Genomic DNA, 18,508 nt, shown 5'->3' with positions numbered 1-18,508 from the left:
AAACGCGTCGCGCGCGGCCGACCGTGCTAGCGGGACAACAACGGCAGCACCTCGGCGCCCAGCAACTCCACGCCGCGGTCGTCGGTCAGGCCGTGTGGTGTGCCGAACTCGACTCGGCGCACGCCGGCGTCGATCAGTTTCTGCGCCTGGGCCGCGACCTGCTCAGGGGTGCCCGAGAAGGCGAACCGGTCCAGCACATCATCCGGGATCAGCTTGCCGGCGGCGGCGTCCTCACCGGCGGCGACCAGCTTGCCGACCTCGGCCACCAAGCCGTCGGGCAGCGTCACCGTGGGATCGAGGTCGGCGACCACGGCCAGGTACATGGCCACCTCGGTGCGGGCCTTGGCCCGGGCGGCCTCGCCGTCGGTGTCGACGACCGTCACCGCGCCGAGCACGATGCCGACCTCGTCGACGTCGCGTCCGACGGCATCCGATCCCACCTGCACGCGCGAGCGGATCACCGGGACCATGTCGGGATTGGCGCTGCCGCCCACCTTGATCTCGTCGGCGATCCGGCCGGCCAGAGCGGCGCCCTGAGCACCCCAAGCCCCGATCAGCAGCGGCACCGCGGGCCGCTGACGCTCGTAGCGCAGCAGGGTGCCGGCGGCGAGAGAGAAGACCCGTCCGGCATAAGCGCCGGGGTCACCGCGGAGGAGGTGCGAAACCACCGCGGCGGTTTCCTCCAGAGCGGTCAGCGGGCGTGGTTGGTCCAAACCCACAGCGCCGAGCCAGGTGCCCCGCGCCAGCCCGAGATAGGCCCGCCCGTGCGAAGCGAGGTCGAGGGCGGCGATCTGCCCGGCGATCTCGTACGGCGCCATCGAGAACGGGTTCAGGCAGGCCGGCCCGAGGCGTACGCGGGAAGTCGCCCCGGCCATCTCCAGCAGCGGGAAGATCGGCGGCTGGTACATCAGGTCGCCGAACACCGTCAGCACGTCGAATCCGGCCGCCTCGGCCGAGCGCGCCAGCCGGGCATACGTGCCGGCCGGTTTGTCGCTCTGCAGGCCGAGGCCGATCTCGCAGCGTAAGGCAGGCATCAGGTCAGGTCCTCGGAGTTCATGGTGCGCCGGCAGGTCCGCTCGACCTTCATGACGAGGCGCTCCTCGGGGTCGGGACAGATGAAGTGCGAGTCCTGGGCCAGCCAGTCGCCGGCGGCGAGGTCGCGCTGCTTGGCCGCGAGGAACGGGAGCACCGACGCCAGGGCGTACACGCAGAAGTGTTTGCCCTCGGGGATGGTCAGGTGCGCGCTGTTGGTCAGGTCGAAGTGGTCGCCGACGGCCATGCCGCAGACCGACCGGCCCTCGATCCGGTCGACGCTGACCCGCAGGTCGTAGATGTCCATCTCGCTCATGACGCCTCCTCTGACACACGCACGACGACCTTGCCGGTGGTACGACGGGCGGCCAGGTCGGCCAGAGCCGACGGCGCCTCCTCGAGTGAAGAAACCCGGGTGACCGGCGGCCGCAACTCCCCAGCGGCACACCGGCGGAACAATTCGTCGTAGGCCGCGCGCACCTCGGATGGGCGGGCCCACGGATACCGCGATCCCCACGACAGGCCGATCAGGTCGGCGTTGCGGGCGATCAGCCGGGCCGGGTCGACCGGCGGTGGCGCGCCCGCCGCCATGCCGACGCTGACGAGGCGCCCCTCGAAGGCGAGGCAGTCGAGGGACCGGCTCAGCAGATCTCCCCCCACAGGATCGATGACGACATCGGCGGAACAAGCGAAATCGTCGTAGGGCCGGACGTCAGCCGCCCCATGAGAAAGACAGACAGCGCGCTTCTCAACCGACCCGGCAGTAGCGATCACCCGAGCCCCCCGAGCCACCGCGAGCTGAATGGTGGCGATACCGACCCCACCCGCACCCGCATGCACCAGCACGGTCTCCCCGGCCCGCAGTCGCGCCCGCTCCAACGCGAACCAGGCGGTCTGATAAGTGACCGGCAGCGCCGCCGCCGAAATCACGTCCACATCGGAGGGACGAGGAACCACGAGATCGGAGGAGATGGTCACGGTGTCACCGAGAGCACCGTGCGGAAGCGCCGGGCAGACGACAACGTCACGGCCGATCCACGCCGGGTCGCCTTCGATGACGACGCCGGCCGCCTCCACCCCCGGGGTCATCGGCGGATCGGGCCGCACCGGGTAGTCACCCCGGCACAACGACACGTCGAGGAAGTTCAGGCCGACCGCGTGCACCGCCACCTTGACCTGCCCCGGCCCGGGCGGCGGGTCGTCCTCCAGCGTGGCGAGCCTCAGCACGTCCTGCGGCTCGCCGTGCGTGGTCGCGATCAGCCGCCGGATCACGGGCGGACCAGCTCCGCGTGGTGGTGCACGATCCGCCAGCTTCCGTCCAGGCACCGCAGCACGTCGGTCACCCGCGTCCGCTGCTCGAGGCCGCTGCCGGCGTCGCGGGTCACCAGAACATAGCGCGCGACACCGGTGTCACCCCAGACGTCGATCCGCTTCTCGACCGCGGTCATCACGTCGAGCACCGGCCGTTCCCCGGCCGCGTCCCGGGTGTCACGGAACTGGTCCAGCTCGCGCCGGGTCCGCAACGGGCCGGGCAGGTGCGTCTCCCAGGTCGTGACGTCCTCGTGCAGGTGGGCGTCGAAACGCGACCGGTCGCCGGCCAGGAACGCGGCGTACATGTCGTCGATGCCGGCCGCGATGGCCGCCGCCCCGACCTCAACAAAGCTCATCGCTGGTCCTCCCGGCTGACGACGCCGCCCTTCATCACGAACCGCACACCGCGGAAGGCGGAGGTGTCGTCCAGGGGGTCGGCGTCCATGGCGATCAAATCTGCGTACTTGCCGGCCTCGACCGTGCCGAGGTCGTCGGAGAGGCCCAGCCAGCGGATCGGGCCGCGGGTGCCGGCGTGCAACGCCCGCTCCGGGCCGATGTGCTCGGCCAGGTTCTCCAGTTCCCGTACGGTCGCGTTGGTGCCCTCGAACGACCAGAACGGCGGCATGTCGCTGCCGAGCAGGATCTCCACCCCGGCGTCGAGGGCCATCCGGAAGCTCTCGATGTGGCGCGGGCCGGCCCCGAGCGACCGGCACTGCATCCATTCCGGTACGCCGAGTTCGTCGAAGAACTCCTTGCACCGGGTCACCAGCAGCGTCGGCACCAACGCGGTCCCGCGAGCCGCCATCAGGGCCGCGACCTGCGGGGTGAGCTGATAGCCGTGTTCGACGCAGTCCAGCCCGAGCTCGACCGCGGCCCCGATCACCTCGGCCGGCCCGGCGTGCGCGGTCACCTTGCGGCCCCATGCGTGCGCGGTCTCGATGACGGCGGACATCTCGTCGGCGAACAGCTGCGGGGTCGAGATGGCCTCGTGCTCACCGGCCAGCCCGCCCGAGATCATCACCTTGATCAGGTCGGCGCCGGCCTTGATCTGGCTGCGCACGCCGTGCCGGAAGCCGACCGGCCCGTCGCACTCCATCGTGTCGCCGCTCTCGTGGCCATGCCCGCCGGTGCAGACCAGCGCCCGTCCGGCCGTGTACATCCGCGGCCCGGGCACGCGTCCGGCCTTGATGGCCCGGCGCAACGCGAAGTCGGCGTGGTCCTTCTCGGCCACGTTGCGCACGGTCGTCACGCCGCAGTCGAGCGTGCGGCGGGCACCGTCGGCCATGTACAGGGCCAGATCGTGCGGGCCCATGTCCTTGACCGCGTTGCCGCCCCCGCCGGGCAGCGACAGCGAGAAGTGGGTGTGCATGTTGACCAGACCCGGCGTCACGAAGGCGCCGTTCAGATCACGTTCCACCACCGGGCCCGATTCCCGGGCCTGACGAGCGATTTTCCCGTACGGACCCACGGCCGTGATCCGGTCATCGGTGACCCAGACGCCGGCGTCCTTGACCGGAAGCGCCCGCGCGTCCACCACCGTGCAGTTGCCGAGAAGCTGATTCACGCGATCACCCCGTACACCTCGCGGGCCGCCTCACTCGAGACGTACCCCTCCTGAACGTCCTGGCGCACCGCGGCCGGGTCCCGCCGGCCGGGGTCGCCGTGCCCACCGCCACCGGCGGTCAGCAGGGTCACGCGGTCACCGGCACGCACCGCGGTGCGCTTGGTGCTGACCCGCCGTTCCCGGTCGGTGCCGGGGAAGACGACGACCTGGTTCGGCTCGGGTGAGCGGCCGCCGTCGAGCGCCCACGGCGCGCTCTTCGTCTTCTTGATGACCGACAGGAACTCGCCGTCGGTCACGAACCGGATGTCGCGCCGCAGCCCGCAGCCGCCCCGGAACCGGCCCGCGCCCCCGGAGTCGGTGCGCACCTCGACCCGTTCGAAGAACATCCCGGTCTTGGCCTCGAGCACCTCGACCGGAGTGTTGCGGGCCTGGGTCTGGCACAGGTGGTTGGCCGGCCCGATGCCGTCGTGGTCGGGCGAGCCGCCCCAGCCGACCGGATCGTTGTTGCTGACCGCGAACATGTCACCGGTGTCGGGGTGGACGCCGACCATCATGAAGCCGGGCACGTCCCCGCCGCTCGACGCCGGCAGCTGGGAGGGCATCCCCTGGGCCAAGGCCTTGTAGATGAGTTCGAGCGCGACCGTTCCGGTCCACTGGGTGAACGTCGCGGCCGGATAGACAGCATGGAACAAAGTGCCCGATGCGGCATGGACCCGCAGCGGGGCGAAGTGACCGGCGTTGGTCTGCTCGTCCGGCGTCGTGATGGCCTTGAACGCCACCCGGCAGGTCGCGATGGTCGAGCCGATCGGCAGGTTCACCGGCCCGGGGACGGCCGGCGACGAGCCGGCGAAATCGACCGTGAACGTCCCGTCCTTGATGGTGACCGTGGCCCGCATGAGGATCGGGTCTTCGGACACCCCGTCGTCGTCCAGCCAGTCCTCGGCCGTCCAGCTCCCCTGCGGCAGCCGCGCCACCGCCTCGGCCGCGGACTCTTCAGCCGCGCGAACAAAGCGGTCGACGACGTCGGAAACGACCGGCTCGGTGTAGCGATCGAAGAGCTCGGCCACTCGCCGCTCCCCGGTCCGTAGCGCGGCGACCTGGGCGTTGAAGTCACCGAGGACGAGCGCGGGCATCCGGGAGTTGAAACGGATCAGCTCCATGACGTCGCGCACCGGTTCGCCGGCCGAATAGACCTTTGTGCCGGGAAATATCAGGCCCTCTTGATGCATGTCGGTGGAGTCGAGCACGTACCCCGGATCCTTGGCCCCGAGGTCCATCCAGTGGGCCCGGATGCACAGGTAGGCGACCAACTCCCCCTGCGAGAAGACGGGCGCGAACATCGTCGCGTCGTAGGAGTGCGCCGCGTTCCAGTAGGGATAGTTCAGAACGAAGATGTCGCCCTGCTGCATGGCTCCCACATACTCGACACCCTTACGGATCGAGTAGTCGTTGGCGCCCAGGAAGCGGGACAGCCCGGTCGACTCGGCGACCAGCCGCAGCGACCGGTCGTAGATCGAGATGCCGAAGTCGTGCACCTCGTAGATGACCGGGTTGAACGCCGTCCGCACGAGCGCGGCCCGCATCTCCTCGGCCGCCGACACCAGGTGGTTGCGGATCACCTCGACCGTGGCGCCGTCAATCATCGAGCTCGACCCCGTAGACGACCCGGGCCGCGGCCGGCGAGACGTAGCCCTCGGCGACGTCACGGCGTACGGCGGAAGGGTCTCTCTCGGCCGGAAGCCCGTGCCCGCCGCCGCCCGCGGTGAGCAGCGTGACCCGATCCCCGGGCACGACGGTCAGCCGCTTGGTGCTGATCCGCTCCTCGCGGTCGGTGCCCGGGAAGGCGACGATCGTGTTCGGGTCGGGGCGCAGCCCGCCGTCGAGCGCCCACGGCTGCGTCTTGGTCTTCTTGATGACCATCAGGAACTCGCCCGGCGTGACGAACCGGATGTCGCGCCGCACGCCGGTGCCGCCGCGGAACTTGCCGGCGCCGCCCGAGTCGGTGCGCATCTCGACGCGTTCCATGAACATGCCGGTCCGGGCCTCCATGACCTCGATCGGCGTGCCGCGCCCGGTGCTGCCGGAGACGTGGGTGGCCGCGTCGTTGCCGTCGTGGTCTGCGGTGCCGCCCCAGCCGACGAAGTCGTTGTTGCTGACCGCGAACATCGCGCCGGTGTCGGGGTGGACGCCGACCATCATGAAGCCCGGCACGTCACCTCCGCTCGAGGCGGGCAGCAGCGACGGCATGCCCTGGGCGAGCGCCTTGAGGATCAGCTCGAACGCCACGATCCCGGTCCACAGCGTGAACGTCGGCTGCGGGTAGACGGCGTGGAACAGCGTGCCCGGTTCGGCCCGGACCTCCAGCGGGGCAACGGTTCCCGCGTTGGAGGGCTCGTCGGGCGACGTGAGCGACTTGAGGATCACCTTGCAGATCGCCTCGGTGGCCCCGAACGGCATGTTGATCGGGCCGCGGACGGCCGGCGACGAACCGGCGAAATCGACCAGGAACTTGCCGTCGGCGATGGTGACCGTGACGCGCATCTTGACCGGCTCGTCACTGATGCCGTCGTCATCCAGGTAGTCCTCGGCGGTCCAGCTGCCCTGCGGGAGGGCCGCGAGAGCCGCCCGCGTACGGGCCTCACCGTCGGCGATGATCTGCTCGATCGCGGCCAGCACGGTCGGCCGGCCGAACTTGGCGTAGATCTCCAGCAACCGGCGCTCGCCGGTGCGGATGGCCGAGATCTGCGCGTTGAGGTCGCCCATGATGGCGTCGGGCATGCGCGAGTTGAACCGCAGCAGCTCCAGGATGTCGCGCACCGGCTCGCCGCGGGACACCACCTTCGTACCGGGGAAGATGAGGCCTTCTTGGTGCATGTCGGTGGAGTCGAGCACGTAGCCCGGGTCCTTGGCGCCCAGGTCCATCCAGTGCGCGCGGATGCACAGGAAGCCGATCAGGTCGGCACCGTCGAACACCGGCGCGAACAGGGTGGCGTCCGAGGCGTGGGCCGCGTTCCAGTACGGGTAGTTGAGCAGCACCACGTCGCCCGGGTGCAGGTTCTCGACGCCCACGTACTCCACGCCCTTGCGCAGCGAGAAGTCGTTGGCCCCGAGGAACGAGGTGAGCCCGGTGGCCTCGGCGACCGGCCGCATCTGGGCGTCGTAGAGCGAGAGACCGAAGTCGTGCACCTCGTAGATGACCGGGTTGAACGAGGTGCGGATCAGCGTGGCCCGCATCTCCTCGGCCGCCGACAGCAGATAGCTGCGTACGACCTCGACGCGGGCACCATCCAGTGTGGTCACAGGGCCACCTCCGAGAGGGTGACGTGCAGGTAGCCGTGCTCGTCCACGGTCACTCGCTGACCGCTCGGCACGACGGTGGTCGAGGTGCCCTCGTCGACCAGGGCCGGTCCGGGGAAGGTATTGCCCGCGCGCAGATCCTCGCGGTCATAGACGGCGAACGGCACGATGGTTCGAGTGCCGAAGTCAAAGGCTTCCCTGTGCGTACGCGGTGACGCCGCACCGCCGGCCTCGATCGTCGGCAATGAAGGACGTGAGGTGCGGCCGATCCCCCGTACGCGCAAATTGAGGATCTGCAGGGGGTTGCTCATGGTGTGGCCGTAGCGTGCGTGGTGCAGCTCGTTGAAGGCGTCCCGCACGGCCGTGGCGTCCAACGTGGACCCGACCGTGACCATCAGGCTGTGCTCCTGGCCCAGATAACGCAGCTCGAACTGCCGCTCGAGCACGCCCTCGCCGGCCGGAACCCCCTGCGCGGACAGGGAGGCGACCGCTTCGGCCTCGGTCTCCTTGAACAGCGGCTCGATGGCGGCCAGATCGGCGTCGTCGAGCGTGGTCATCACCGTACGGCTGAAGTCGTTGACGATGTCGGCGCTCAGCATGCCCCAGGCCGAGAAACCGGACGGCGCGAACGGCACCAGCACCTCGCCGATGCCCATCTCGCGAGCCAGCAGCGGCGCGAGCAGCGGGCCCGCCCCACCAAAGGCGAGCAGCGAGAACACCCGCGGGTCGTGGCCGCGCTCGACGGTGATCTGCCGGACCGCGCCGACCGTCTTGGCCAGCAGCACGTCGAAGATGCCGGCCGCGGCGTCCGGTACGGACAGTCCGAGGGGTTCGGCCAGCTGCTCGCGGATCGCGTCGCGGGCGGCCTCGTCGGCCAGGCCCATGGTGCCGGCCAGGAAGCGCTCCGGGTCGACGAACCCGAGCACCACCGCGGCATCCGTGACCGTCGGCTGGGTGCCGCCCCGGCCGTAGCAGACCGGGCCGGGGGCGGCGCCGGCGCTCTGCGGGCCGACCTTGAGCAGTCCCCGGTCGAGCCAGGCGATCGAACCGCCGCCGGCCCCGATCGTCCGGATGTCGTACGTGGGGATCAGCAGCGGGAAATGCTCGAGCTGGGCCTCGTACGCGGCGACGGCGCTGCCCTTCTCGATCACGCAGGCGTCGAGCGAGGTGCCGCCGATGTCGAACGTGAGCATGTTGTCGCGGCCCAGTTCGCCGGCCAGGTAGGCGGCGCCGACGATGCCGCCGGCCGGCCCGGAGAGCACGGTGTGGGTGGGCGACGTCTTGGCCACCGCGCCGGTCATCGAGCCGCCGCCCGAACGCATGATCAGGAACCGGCCCGCGAAGCCCTGCGCGGCCAGCCCGGACTCCAGCTGGTCGACGTAGCGCTCGAAGATGGGCCGGATGTACGCCTCGAGGACCGTGGTGCTGGTCCGCTCGTACTCACGGTATTCGCGGACGATGTCGGTCGACAGCGACAGGCTCACGTCCGGGTAGGCGTCGCGGATGATCCGGGCCGCCTCCCGCTCGTGGGTGGGGTCGAGGAACGAGTGCAGGAAGCAGATCGCGATCGACGTGACGCCCTGGTTCTCGACCAGCTCCCGCGCGGCTTCTCGCACACTCTCCGCCGAGAGCTCGTCGACCACGTTGCCCTTGTAGTCGAGGCGACCGGTGACGCCCGCGGTGAACCGGCGCTGCACCAGGCTTTCCGGGCGCTGGTAGCGGAAGTCGTACATGTGGTCGGCGGGCACGTTGCCCCGGCCGATCAGGAAGATGTCGCGGAACCCCTCGTTGGTGATGATCCCGGTGTTGCCGCCGCGCCGCTCCAGCACGGCGTTGAGGCCGAGCGTGGTGCCGTGGATGAACAGCTCCACCTCGCTCAGGTCGGTGCCGAGCGCGGCGATCGCGTTGAGCACCCCCTCGGCCGGGTTCGCGGGCGTGGTCGACGCCTTGCGGAAACGGACCTGGCCCGTACGGGTATCGAGTTCCATCGCGTCGACGAACGTGCCGCCGATGTCCACGGCCAACCTGATGCTCATTACGCGCTCTTTCCGATCAGGGCGGTCAGCTCGGGCACACGCCAGCAGGCGGCCCGGCTCTCGCCGTAGGACTGGAGGGTCTGCTCCTGCGACCGGCAGGTGTCGGTGACGAAGGGGCAACGGGCGGCGAGGGCGCAGCCGGTGGCGGCGTCGGCCTCGTCGAGGTCCTTGACGAGCTGCACCTCGGCGGTGCGGCTCTCACCCAGGCGGGGCGCGCTGCCCAGCAGGGCCCGGGTGTAGGGGTGTTTCGGGCGGTCGAAGACCTCGTCGACCGGGCCCTCCTCGACCACCCGGCCGAGGTAGAGCACGACGACCCGGTCGGCGAACCCGCGGACGGTGGCCAGATCGTGCGAGATGAACACCGATCCGTGGCCGGCGTCCGAGGCCACGTCGGCGATGACGTCGAGGATCTGCGCCTGCACGGTGACGTCGAGGGCGCTGGTCGGCTCGTCGAAGACGATCAGGTCGGGCTGGCCGACCAGGGCCCGGGCGATGCCGACCCGCTGGGCCTGCCCGCCGGAGAGCTCGTGCGGATAGCGGGTCAGGATCGAGTTGTCGAGCTCCATCCGGCTCAGCGCCGCCTCCGTCTTCGCCGCGCGTGCATCGGCCGGAACCTTGGCCGCGCGCAGTGGTTCGGCGATCGAGTCGGCGACCGTCCGGCGCGGGCTCAGCGAGCCGATCGGGTCCTGGAACACCATCTGGGCCCGGGTCCGCTCGACACGGCTCATCTTCCCGACGGTCTTACCCGCGACGGCCACCGAACCCGACGACGGCTCGACCAGGCCCATGATGAGTTTGGCCAGGGTGCTCTTGCCGCAGCCGCTCTCCCCCACCACGCCGAGCGTCTCGCCGGCCCGGAGTTCGAGGTCGACCCCGCGCAGCGCGTGATGCCCACCCGACCCGAACCGGCTGCGGTAGACGACGTGCGCGTCCTGCACCCGGAGGACCACTCGCCCGGCCTGCTCCGCGTTGTCCGCCGTCACGCTCGCGCCTGGGGCGACCGAGCTGCCGCCTTGCGGGTCAGGGAGAGGGGCGGGATCGGAAGGGCTGGCTGGAGCTGCCTCCTGCGGAGCAAAGAGTGCGGTCTCCTGCGGGTGGAAGCACGCGAGCGACCAGCCATCAGTGAGCGACGTCGTCTCGGGTCGTGCGGTGCGGCAGTCCTCCCCCGCGTGGGCGCAGCGTGGCGCGAACGGGCAGTCGTGCGGGGCCGCGGTCATCAACGGCATGCCGCCGGCCGTCGGCACCACGCGCCCGCCGTTCACATCGGGCACCGACCGCAGCAGGGCTCGCGTGTAGGGATGCGCCGGCTCGCGCAGCACCTTGGCGGCCGGGCCGGTCTCCACGACTGTGCCGGCGTAGAGCACCACGACCCGGTCGCACACCTCGGCGATCGAGGCCAGGTCGTGCGAGATCAGCAGCACGCCCCGCCCGTCGGTGTCGGCCGCGTGCCGGAACTGGCGCAGGATCTCCCGCGTCAACGTCACGTCGAGGCCGGTCGTCGGCTCGTCGGCGATCAGCAGCCCGGGCGCACACCCCGTGGCCAGCGAGATCATCACGCGCTGGGCCATGCCGCCCGACAGCTCGTGGGGGAAGGCCTCGAGGCGCCGCCCCGGATTGCGGATGCCGACCGAGGCGAACAACTCCTTGGCCGACTCGGCCGCGCGGTCCCCGGTCATCTTCTGGTGCGTGACCAGGCGGTCGATCAACTGCCGTCCCACCGTACGGGTGGGGCTGAGCGCTCCTCGAGGGTTCTGGAAACAGATCGCGGCTCCGCGTCCCCGGTGCGCGGCCAGATCGGCCGGGTCCATGCGGAGGACGTCGGCGCCGTCGAACCCGACCCGCCCGGTGGCGTGCGAGCCGTTCGGCAGCATCCCCACGATCGCACGGGCGACCATGCTCTTGCCGCCGCCACTCTCCCCCACGAGCCCGACGACCTCGCCCGGCGCGACCGTGAAGCTGACGTTGCTGAGCGCCGCGACCGAGCGCCCCGGCCGGTGGATGACGACCGACAGGTCCTGGATGTCGAGCAGGCTCACGGTCATCGCCGCCTCACGTCCGGGCGTTCCCGCGGGCGCCGTCATCGCCGCCTCGCTTCCGCGCGTTCCTGCAGGCCCTCGCCGAGCAGGCTGAAGCCGAGGACGCAGACGAGCAGGGCCAGGCCGGGCGGGACCGAGGTCCACCAGCGGCCGGCCACCACGTCCGACGTGCCGAGGCTGATCATGGAGCCCCACTCGGCGGTGGGCACCGTGACGCCCAGGCCGAGGAAGGACAGGCCGGCCAGCGTGAGCATGGCCCAGCCGCAGTTGAGGGGCGCGATCACCCGTACGGGAGTCAGGCTGTTGGGCAGCAGATGCCGCCACATGATGCCGATCGTGGACGCACCCGACGTCTTGGCCGCGTCGATGTACTGCATCTCGCGCAGCGTCCGCACCTCGGCCCGGACGAGCCGGGCGTAGGCCGGGGCGTTGACCGCGGCGATCGTGATGACCAGGTTGACGAACCCGCCGCCGAGCAGGGCCGACACCGCCAGCGCGAGGATGAACGTGGGGAACGCCTGGAAGATGTCGACGATCCGCATGAGCCCGTCGTCGACCCAGCCGCCCAGATAGCCGGCCAGCATCCCGAGCAGTGTGCCGACGACGACAGCCAGGGCGACCGCGCAGATCGCGATGCCCAGGTCGATGCGGGCCGCGTGCAGCACCCGGCTCCACACGTCCATGCCGTTGCCGTCGCTGCCGAGCAGGTGCTCCCCGCCGGGCGCGGCGAGCGTGCCGTTGGGGTCGATCTCCTTCGGTCCCCAGCTGCTGAGCAGCGGCGCGAAGATCGCGGCGAGCGCGACGACGACCAGGATCGTGCCGCCGGTCCAGATCAGGATCTTGGCGAACCGGCCGTCCCGGGAACCGGAGACGACGGGCACCATCTCGAGCGCGGCCATCAGATTTTCACTCTCGGGTCGAGCCAGGCGTGCACGACGTCGGCGATGAGGAAGACCAGCACGTACGCGAAGGCGATGATCAGCACGGACGCCTGCACGACCGGGTAGTCGCGGTAGAGCAGCCCGCGCAGCGCCCACTGCCCGAAGCCCTGCCAGGAGTAGACGTACTCGATCAGCACGGTCGAGCCGAGCGCGGTGCCGAACACCAGCGCGGCCAGCGACGGCAGACGCACCAGGGTGGCCCGCCGCAGATATCCGCGCAGCAGCGTCTTCTCGGGCAGTCCGTGCGCGGCCGCCGCGGCGTACGCCTCGGATCGCAGAACTTCCAGAGCGCTTGCCCGTACGCTCCGGAGCAGCGGCGCAAGCACACCGATGACCAGCGTCAGCACGGGTAGGACCAGGTGCGCGGCGGACGACGCGATCGCCGGCCCGTTCCCCGTGATCAGCGCGTCGACCAGGTCGGCGCCGGTCAGCGGGGTCAGGTTCGTGTCCGGGTCGACGCGTCCGCTCGGCGCCGGGAACCAGCCCAGCGTGGCGTACCCGACCAGGATCAGCACCAGACCCAGCCAGAACTCCGGGATCGAGTTGCCGAACAGCGCGAAGATCCGCACCGTGTGGTCGCCGACCCGGTCGGCCCGGCGCGCCGACCAGATGCCGAGCCAGATGGCCAGCAGCACGGCGATCGTCACCGCGATGACCACCAGCTCCAGGGTCGGGCCGAGCCGCAGCGCCATCTCGCCGCCGACCGACCCGCCACTCTGGATCGAGGTGCCGAAGTCACCGGTGAACAGTCCCTGGAGGTAGTCGAGGAACTGCTTCCACATCGGCTGATCGAGGCCGAAGCGGGCGCGTGCGGCGTCCGCATCGGCCTCGGTCGCGTTGGGCCCGAGGATGCTGCGGATCGGGTCGCCCGGCAGCACCCGGACCAGCAGGAAGGTCAGCACGACCACCCCGAGCAGGACCGGGATCAGCTGGAGCAGGCGGCGACCGACGAAACGCAGAATTCGCATGAGCTCAGGCCGATGCGCTCAGGTAACGCAGACGGGCCAGGCCGTCCATCGGTTGCACCCATCCCGACACCTTCTCGCGTACGGGAAGATTGAAGTTGGGTTGGCAGATCATCACGGCGGGCACCTGAGCGGCCAGGATCGTCTGCACCTGAGCCCACAGCTGCAGGCGGGCGGCCTCGTCCACCGTGGTGTGCGACTTGGTGTAGATGTCTTCGAGCTCGGCGTTGTTCAGGTTCGCGTAGTTGAGCGCCGCACCCTTCACATAGAACGTGGCCAGCATGTACTCGACGTCGTTGACCCAGAGCTGGCCGGTGGTGATCTGCAGCGGGATGCTCTTCTGGCCGCGGCGCTCGCCCAGCGTGGCCGGGTCGAGCGGAGTCAGCTTGAGCGTGATGCCGGCCTTGGCCGCCTCGGCCTGCACCTGGACGGCGATCTTCTGCTGCTCGTCGTTGTTGGCCTCGAAGACCAGCTCCGAGTTGACCGCGGTCTTGCCCGAGGCGGCCAGCGCCGCCTTGGCCTGCTCGATGTCGTAGGTGAAGGGGTAGCCGGTGTCGGCGTAGCCCGGCATGTCGAGCGGCACGTAGCTCTTGACCGGTCGCGCGTCGCCGCCGTAGACGTTCTTGATGATCTGGTCGTAGGGCACCGCGAAGGCGAGGGCCTTGCGCACGTTGACGTCGTCGAACGGCGCCGTGGTGGTCGACATGGTCATCATGACCTGGTTGTTGCTGGCCGCGGAGAGCACCTTGATGCCCTCGGCCTTCTTCAGGTCCTGCAGATCCTGGCCGGTGATGCCGAGCGCGATGTCGATGTCGCCCGCCTGCAGCTGCAGCCGCTGGTTGGCCGCGGCCGGCACGACCGAGAGCCGGATGGTCGGGGTCTTGGCGCCGTCCGTGCCCGGGTAGGCCTTGTTCGCGCTGAGCTCGATCTCCTGGCCCTGGGTGGCCTTGGTGACGTTGAAGTAGCCGCCGGTCGGGGCGTTCTTGGCGAACCACTCCTTGGCCCACGGGTCGACGTCGGTGGCGTGCTTCTTGGCCTCGGCCGAGTCGAACACGTACAGGGAGATGGCCTGGATCTGCCGGGTCAGGGCGCTCGGGAACTCCTGGCGGAACTCGACCGTGTAGTCGTCCTTGACGATGACCTGCTCGGCCTTGGTCAGGCCGATGGTGCGGTAGATGCCGGCGACGTTGGCCTGGGCGGCGAACGCGCGGTCCTTCGACCACTTGACGTCGGCGGCCTTCATCTCGTTGCCGCTCGGGAACATGACGCCCTTGCGCAGCTTCAGCGTCCAGATCTTCTGGGTGCTGTCCGGCTCGAACGACTCGGCGAACGTCGGCGTGATGTTGTTGGTGTCCAGGATCTCGCTGTCGCCGGCCTTGGTGACCCCGTAGTCGATCATGTAGGGGTACACGTTCTTGAACATCATCAGCGCGGTCAGGTCGAAGCCGACGAAGTCCTGGTCCCAGCTCGACAGGTAGCTCGAGACGGCGATCCGCAGCGTCGTCGCGGCGGGTCCGGCCGAGGCGCTGGAGTCCGGGTTGTCCTTGCTGCCGGCAGCACACGCGCCGGTCGTCATCAGAAGCGCCACGCTGCCACCGAGCTGAAGCAGGCCGCGACGAGAAATGTTTGGCGGAGCCATGGGTGGTCCTCCTTGAGCCGAACGGCTGGCGACCCTTCGAGAAGGCCGTGAACGGAGTTCTACCGGATAACGTGAGAGTGAACAAGAGGCCGACTGTTGTTCACAGCCAGACTGAAACACTTCGCGCCGGACCTCGTCCGAACAGCCGATGAGCAGCGACGGAAGAGTTCACACACGTTCACACAGCCGATACAAACCGGTGTTCACGCTAGCTGTTCCTGGTTGCCCTTTCAGAGCGTATGGATCAGCTGGTGAGCGGCCCTCAGATGGCGCCCCGGGCCGATGCCCAGCTCGTCGGTGAGGCGGTCACGGACCGTGGCGTACGCGAAAAGCGCCTCCGCCCGGCGGCCGGCCGCGGTAAGGGTCGTGATCAGGCTCGCCTGCACCCGCTCGTCAAGTGGATCGAACTCGGCCGCCCGGCGCAGCACGGCCAGCAGCAGCGTGGGCCGGCCGCGCTCGACCGCGAGCCCGGCCGCGGTCACGAGCACGTCGCCGAACTCCCCGTCCAGGCTCGCGAAGGCGGCCCGGGCACCCGGGGTAGTGGCCAGGCCGTCCCCGGCCCGGCCGTGGCCCAGCCGCAGAGCCTGGGCGTAGAGGTCAAGGGCGTCGTCCGGCGCGGCGCTCCGGGCCTGGCGGACGAGCTGGCGGAACCGGGAGAGGTCGAGCAGGTCGGGCCGGGCCGCGAACCGGTAACCGTTGCCGTGCCGGATCAGGTGGGAGCCGGTCGCGCGGGTCGGCAGGCCCGGTTCGAGCAGGCGGCGCAGCAGTCCCACGTACTTGTGGATGACGTTGACCGCGCTGACCGGCGGGTTCGCGCCCCAGAGCAGGTCGACCAGCTCGCCGACGCTGACCGGGTGGCCCTCGTGGGCGAGCAGCAACGCCAGCAGGCACCGCTGCTGATGCGGGCCCGCACCGACCTCGGCTCCACCCCGGCGCAGGCGCAGCGGGCCGAGGATCTGCAACTGGAACGCGGGCATGACCCGACGCTAGGTCGCCCGGCCGGTGCTCAACCTACGTCGGATGACGTAATGACCCGGGCCAGCTCGGCCCGCGACTTCACGTTCACCTTGGGATAGATCCGGTACAGGTGGGTGCTCACCGTGCGCGGCGACAGGAACAGCCGCTCGCCGATCTCGCGGTTGCTCAGGCCCTGCGCGGCCAGCCGGGCGATCTGCTGCTCCTGCGGGGTGAGCGCGTCCATGGTGTCGCGCGGTCGCCGCCGGGTCTCGCCCGTCGCGCGCAGCTCGGCCCGGGCCCGGTCGGCCCACGGCGTCGCGCCGAGCGTGTCGAACGTCGTGGCGGCCTCGCGCAGCAACGGCCGGCATTCGACCAGCCGGAACGAACGGCGCAGGGCGGCCCCGTACGCGAGCTGGAGCCGGGCCCGGTCGAACGGCCACCCGGTCAGCTCGTCGACCAGCGCCTTCTCGTAGTCGCCGGTGAGCACGGCCCGGGCGAAGGACAGGCCGATGAGCAGCGCCGGGGAGCGGCTCTGCTCGGCCACCGGTTCCATCGCGGCCACCACCGGGGCCAGCTCGTCGAGGAAGCCGCCGAGCAGCGCCGCCTCGGCCAGGTGACCCAGCAGTTGCAGCTGGTGGTTCGGGAACCAGGCGCCGTCGGCCGGGTCGAAGACCCGCATCAGCTGGTGGAACGCGTCGTCGGCGTGCCCCTCGGCCAGCGCGGCCACGCCCCGGGTCCGCTGCACCAGCGCGAGCATCGGGAAGCGCCGGGCCGCGGTCAGCACCTGCTCGGCCTGGTCGGCCCGGCGGCGGGCCGGCTCGACGTCACCCCGCAGCGCCTCGGCCAGGCTGACGGTCAGCTCGCCGCCCAGCACCCACGTGCCCATGCCGGCCTCCCGGGCCAGCGCGACACTCTCGGTCGCCATCGGCAGCGCGGCCCGGGTGTCGCCGAGCGCCGCGTAGGCCGACGAGGCCGTGTTCAGCGCCTTGACCAGGGTGCCGATCCGGCCCTGGGTGCGCAGCTCGGCCGCGGCCGACAGCGCGAACGTGCCGCTGATCTCGAAGGCGCCGATCCCCCAGGCGGCGATGGCCAGGCTGCTCCGCCAGTCCGCCGACAGGTCGGTGCGATGCACGAGCCGTCGCAGCCGCTCGAGGCCGGCCGCGCCGTGCTCGACCGGCGCGAACTGCAACAGCATGCCGGTCCGGAGCGGGTCGTCGGCGGGCAGTCCGAGGTCCAGCGTGATCTCGACGATGCGGTCGCGGACCGGCTGGGGCGCGTTGGCGTAGAACACGCGCAGGGTGAGCTCGCCCAACGCCCGTACGGCGTGGACCGGGTCGCCGTCCCGCCGCACGGTGTCGATCAGCTCGGCGTAGGCCAGCAGCCGCTCCGGGCCGGACCAGGCCAGCGAGTCGTGGGCCTCGCGGAAGCAGGCCAGCCGGGCCCGGTCGACCGGGCGCAGGACGGTCTCGTCGAGCTCGGCCAGCAACCGCCGGACGGTCGCGTCGTCGCCCTGGTCGTAGGCCAGGAAACAGGCCCAGACCTGGCGGCGGCCGCGCGCGGCCGGGTCCTCGCTCAGCTGGATCGCCCGCTGGGCCGCGGCCAGGGCGAACGCGACCGCGTGCCGCTGCTCGGCCTCGGCCGCGGCGGCCATCAGCTCGGCCGCGAGCGTCTCGTCGGGCCCGGCCACCGCCGACGCGCGGTGCCAGAGCGCGCGTTCCGGCTGGTCCGCGAGCACCTCGGCCAGCGCCGCATGAGCCCGGCGGCGATCGCCCGGTGCGGCCCGCTGGCGCAGCGCCGACCGCAGCAGCGGATGCCGGAAGCGCAGCTCGAACTGCTCGTCCACGCTGATCAGGCGGGTCGTCACGGCGGGCTGCACGGCCGTCGGCGGTACTTCGGCGCCGGAAAGCACGGCGGCCGCGGCCAGGATCTCGTCCAGGTTGCCGTCGTCGTTGAGGGCCGCGAGCAGCAGCAGCTCCTGCGCGAGCACCGGCAGGTCGGCGACCAGACCGGCGAAGGTGCGCTCGACCCGGGTGCTCAACGGCAGCGACGACGGCAGCAGGGCCGAGCCACCGGACCGGGCGGCCGCCGCGCCCAGCTCGACCAGGCCGAGCGGGTTGCCGGCCGCCTCGTCCAGCACCCGGGCCCGCAGGGCGGGCAGCAGACCGGGGGCGGCGCGGTCGAGCAGCGTCCCCGAGTCCACCGGTGACAACGGTTCCAGCCGCAGCTCGGGCAGCCCGGCCACGGCCAGCCGCCGGTCGACGTCCTCACCGTCGCGGGCGGCCATGACCACGGTGACACGGTCGGACTCGATGCGGCGGCTGAGGAAGGCCAGGGTCTCCCACGTCTCGGTGTCGAGCCAGTGCGCGTCCTCGGCCGCCAGCAGCACCGGGCGGTCCTGGGCGCCGAGCAGTTCCAGGATCTCGATGGCGGCCCGGTACGGAGAATCGGGGAGGCGCCACGCGGGGGCCAAGGGCCGGAGCAGATGCTCCAGACCGGCGTACGGGATAAGGATCTCCTGCTGGACACCGGTGACACGGAGGGTTCTCATCGCGGTCGCGCGGGCGATGGTCTGTTCGAGCAGCAGCGACTTGCCGATTCCGGCCTCTCCGCGGAGCACCAGCGCGGCGCCCCGGCCGCCGGCCGCGCCGGTGAGCAGGGAATCGAGGATCCGGCTCTCCTCGTCCCGCCCGACCGCCGCCATGCGGTCAGCCTTACATGGATCTGTTCCGC

Annotated in this window: 14 protein-coding genes; all 14 read right to left on the bottom strand. The window is 70.8% G+C overall.

The genetic code is table 11. From position 1 onward, the window contains the following. Positions 1-26: 26 nt before the first annotated feature. Complete coding sequence (locus KOI35_RS09825) at positions 27-1,034, bottom strand: LLM class flavin-dependent oxidoreductase (RefSeq protein WP_215785787.1); 1,008 nt, start codon at positions 1,032-1,034, stop codon at positions 27-29. Further along, positions 1,034-1,348, bottom strand: coding sequence for a TIGR04076 family protein (locus tag KOI35_RS09820; protein WP_215785785.1), 315 nt, complete (start codon positions 1,346-1,348; stop codon positions 1,034-1,036). The genes KOI35_RS09825 and KOI35_RS09820 overlap by 1 nt, the downstream gene beginning before the upstream one ends. Beyond that, on the bottom strand, positions 1,345-2,304 hold the full coding sequence (locus KOI35_RS09815; protein WP_215785783.1) for an NADPH:quinone oxidoreductase family protein: 960 nt from the start codon (positions 2,302-2,304) through the stop codon (positions 1,345-1,347). Before KOI35_RS09815 ends, KOI35_RS09820 begins: the two co-directional genes overlap by 4 nt. Beyond that, positions 2,301-2,699, bottom strand: a complete 399-nt coding sequence (locus KOI35_RS09810) for a nuclear transport factor 2 family protein (RefSeq protein WP_215785781.1) — start codon at positions 2,697-2,699, stop codon at positions 2,301-2,303. The genes KOI35_RS09815 and KOI35_RS09810 overlap by 4 nt, the downstream gene beginning before the upstream one ends. Continuing rightward, complete coding sequence (locus tag KOI35_RS09805; RefSeq protein WP_215785780.1) at positions 2,696-3,907, bottom strand: amidohydrolase family protein; 1,212 nt, start codon at positions 3,905-3,907, stop codon at positions 2,696-2,698. Before KOI35_RS09805 ends, KOI35_RS09810 begins: the two co-directional genes overlap by 4 nt. Then, complete coding sequence (locus KOI35_RS09800; RefSeq protein ID WP_215785778.1) at positions 3,904-5,550, bottom strand: hydantoinase B/oxoprolinase family protein; 1,647 nt, start codon at positions 5,548-5,550, stop codon at positions 3,904-3,906. The genes KOI35_RS09805 and KOI35_RS09800 overlap by 4 nt, the downstream gene beginning before the upstream one ends. Continuing rightward, complete coding sequence (locus KOI35_RS09795; protein WP_215785777.1) at positions 5,543-7,207, bottom strand: hydantoinase B/oxoprolinase family protein; 1,665 nt, start codon at positions 7,205-7,207, stop codon at positions 5,543-5,545. The genes KOI35_RS09800 and KOI35_RS09795 overlap by 8 nt, the downstream gene beginning before the upstream one ends. Next, positions 7,204-9,240: a hydantoinase/oxoprolinase family protein gene (locus KOI35_RS09790; protein ID WP_215785775.1), complete on the bottom strand. Its 2,037-nt coding sequence runs from the start codon at positions 9,238-9,240 to the stop codon at positions 7,204-7,206. The genes KOI35_RS09795 and KOI35_RS09790 overlap by 4 nt, the downstream gene beginning before the upstream one ends. Next, on the bottom strand, positions 9,240-11,321 hold the full coding sequence (locus KOI35_RS09785) for a dipeptide ABC transporter ATP-binding protein (RefSeq protein WP_246612865.1): 2,082 nt from the start codon (positions 11,319-11,321) through the stop codon (positions 9,240-9,242). Before KOI35_RS09785 ends, KOI35_RS09790 begins: the two co-directional genes overlap by 1 nt. Next, positions 11,318-12,175, bottom strand: coding sequence for an ABC transporter permease (locus KOI35_RS09780; protein WP_215785773.1), 858 nt, complete (start codon positions 12,173-12,175; stop codon positions 11,318-11,320). Before KOI35_RS09780 ends, KOI35_RS09785 begins: the two co-directional genes overlap by 4 nt. Continuing rightward, entirely contained in the window at positions 12,175-13,185 is a 1,011-nt protein-coding gene (locus tag KOI35_RS09775) for an ABC transporter permease (RefSeq protein ID WP_215785771.1), read from the bottom strand. The genes KOI35_RS09780 and KOI35_RS09775 overlap by 1 nt, the downstream gene beginning before the upstream one ends. Positions 13,186-13,189: 4 nt before the next feature. After that, positions 13,190-14,821 (bottom strand): ABC transporter substrate-binding protein, encoded by a 1,632-nt coding sequence (locus KOI35_RS09770; protein ID WP_215785770.1) that lies wholly within the window; start codon positions 14,819-14,821, stop codon positions 13,190-13,192. A gap of 230 nt (positions 14,822-15,051) precedes the next feature. Next, the gene (locus KOI35_RS09765) at positions 15,052-15,798 is read right to left on the bottom strand and encodes an AfsR/SARP family transcriptional regulator (protein WP_215785769.1); all 747 of its coding nucleotides are present in this window, start codon (positions 15,796-15,798) and stop codon (positions 15,052-15,054) included. Positions 15,799-15,827: 29 nt separating this feature from the next. Continuing rightward, positions 15,828-18,479 carry a helix-turn-helix transcriptional regulator gene (locus KOI35_RS48330; RefSeq protein ID WP_215785768.1) on the bottom strand — a complete coding sequence of 884 codons (2,652 nt, stop codon included), beginning with the start codon at positions 18,477-18,479 and terminating at the stop codon, positions 15,828-15,830. Positions 18,480-18,508 lie beyond the last annotated feature (29 nt).

This window comes from Paractinoplanes bogorensis, assembly GCF_018829635.1.
Lineage (GTDB): Bacteria > Actinomycetota > Actinomycetes > Mycobacteriales > Micromonosporaceae > Actinoplanes > Actinoplanes bogorensis.
Note: the sequence above shows the minus strand (reverse complement) of the source record. Positions and strands in the feature narration are given on the sequence as shown.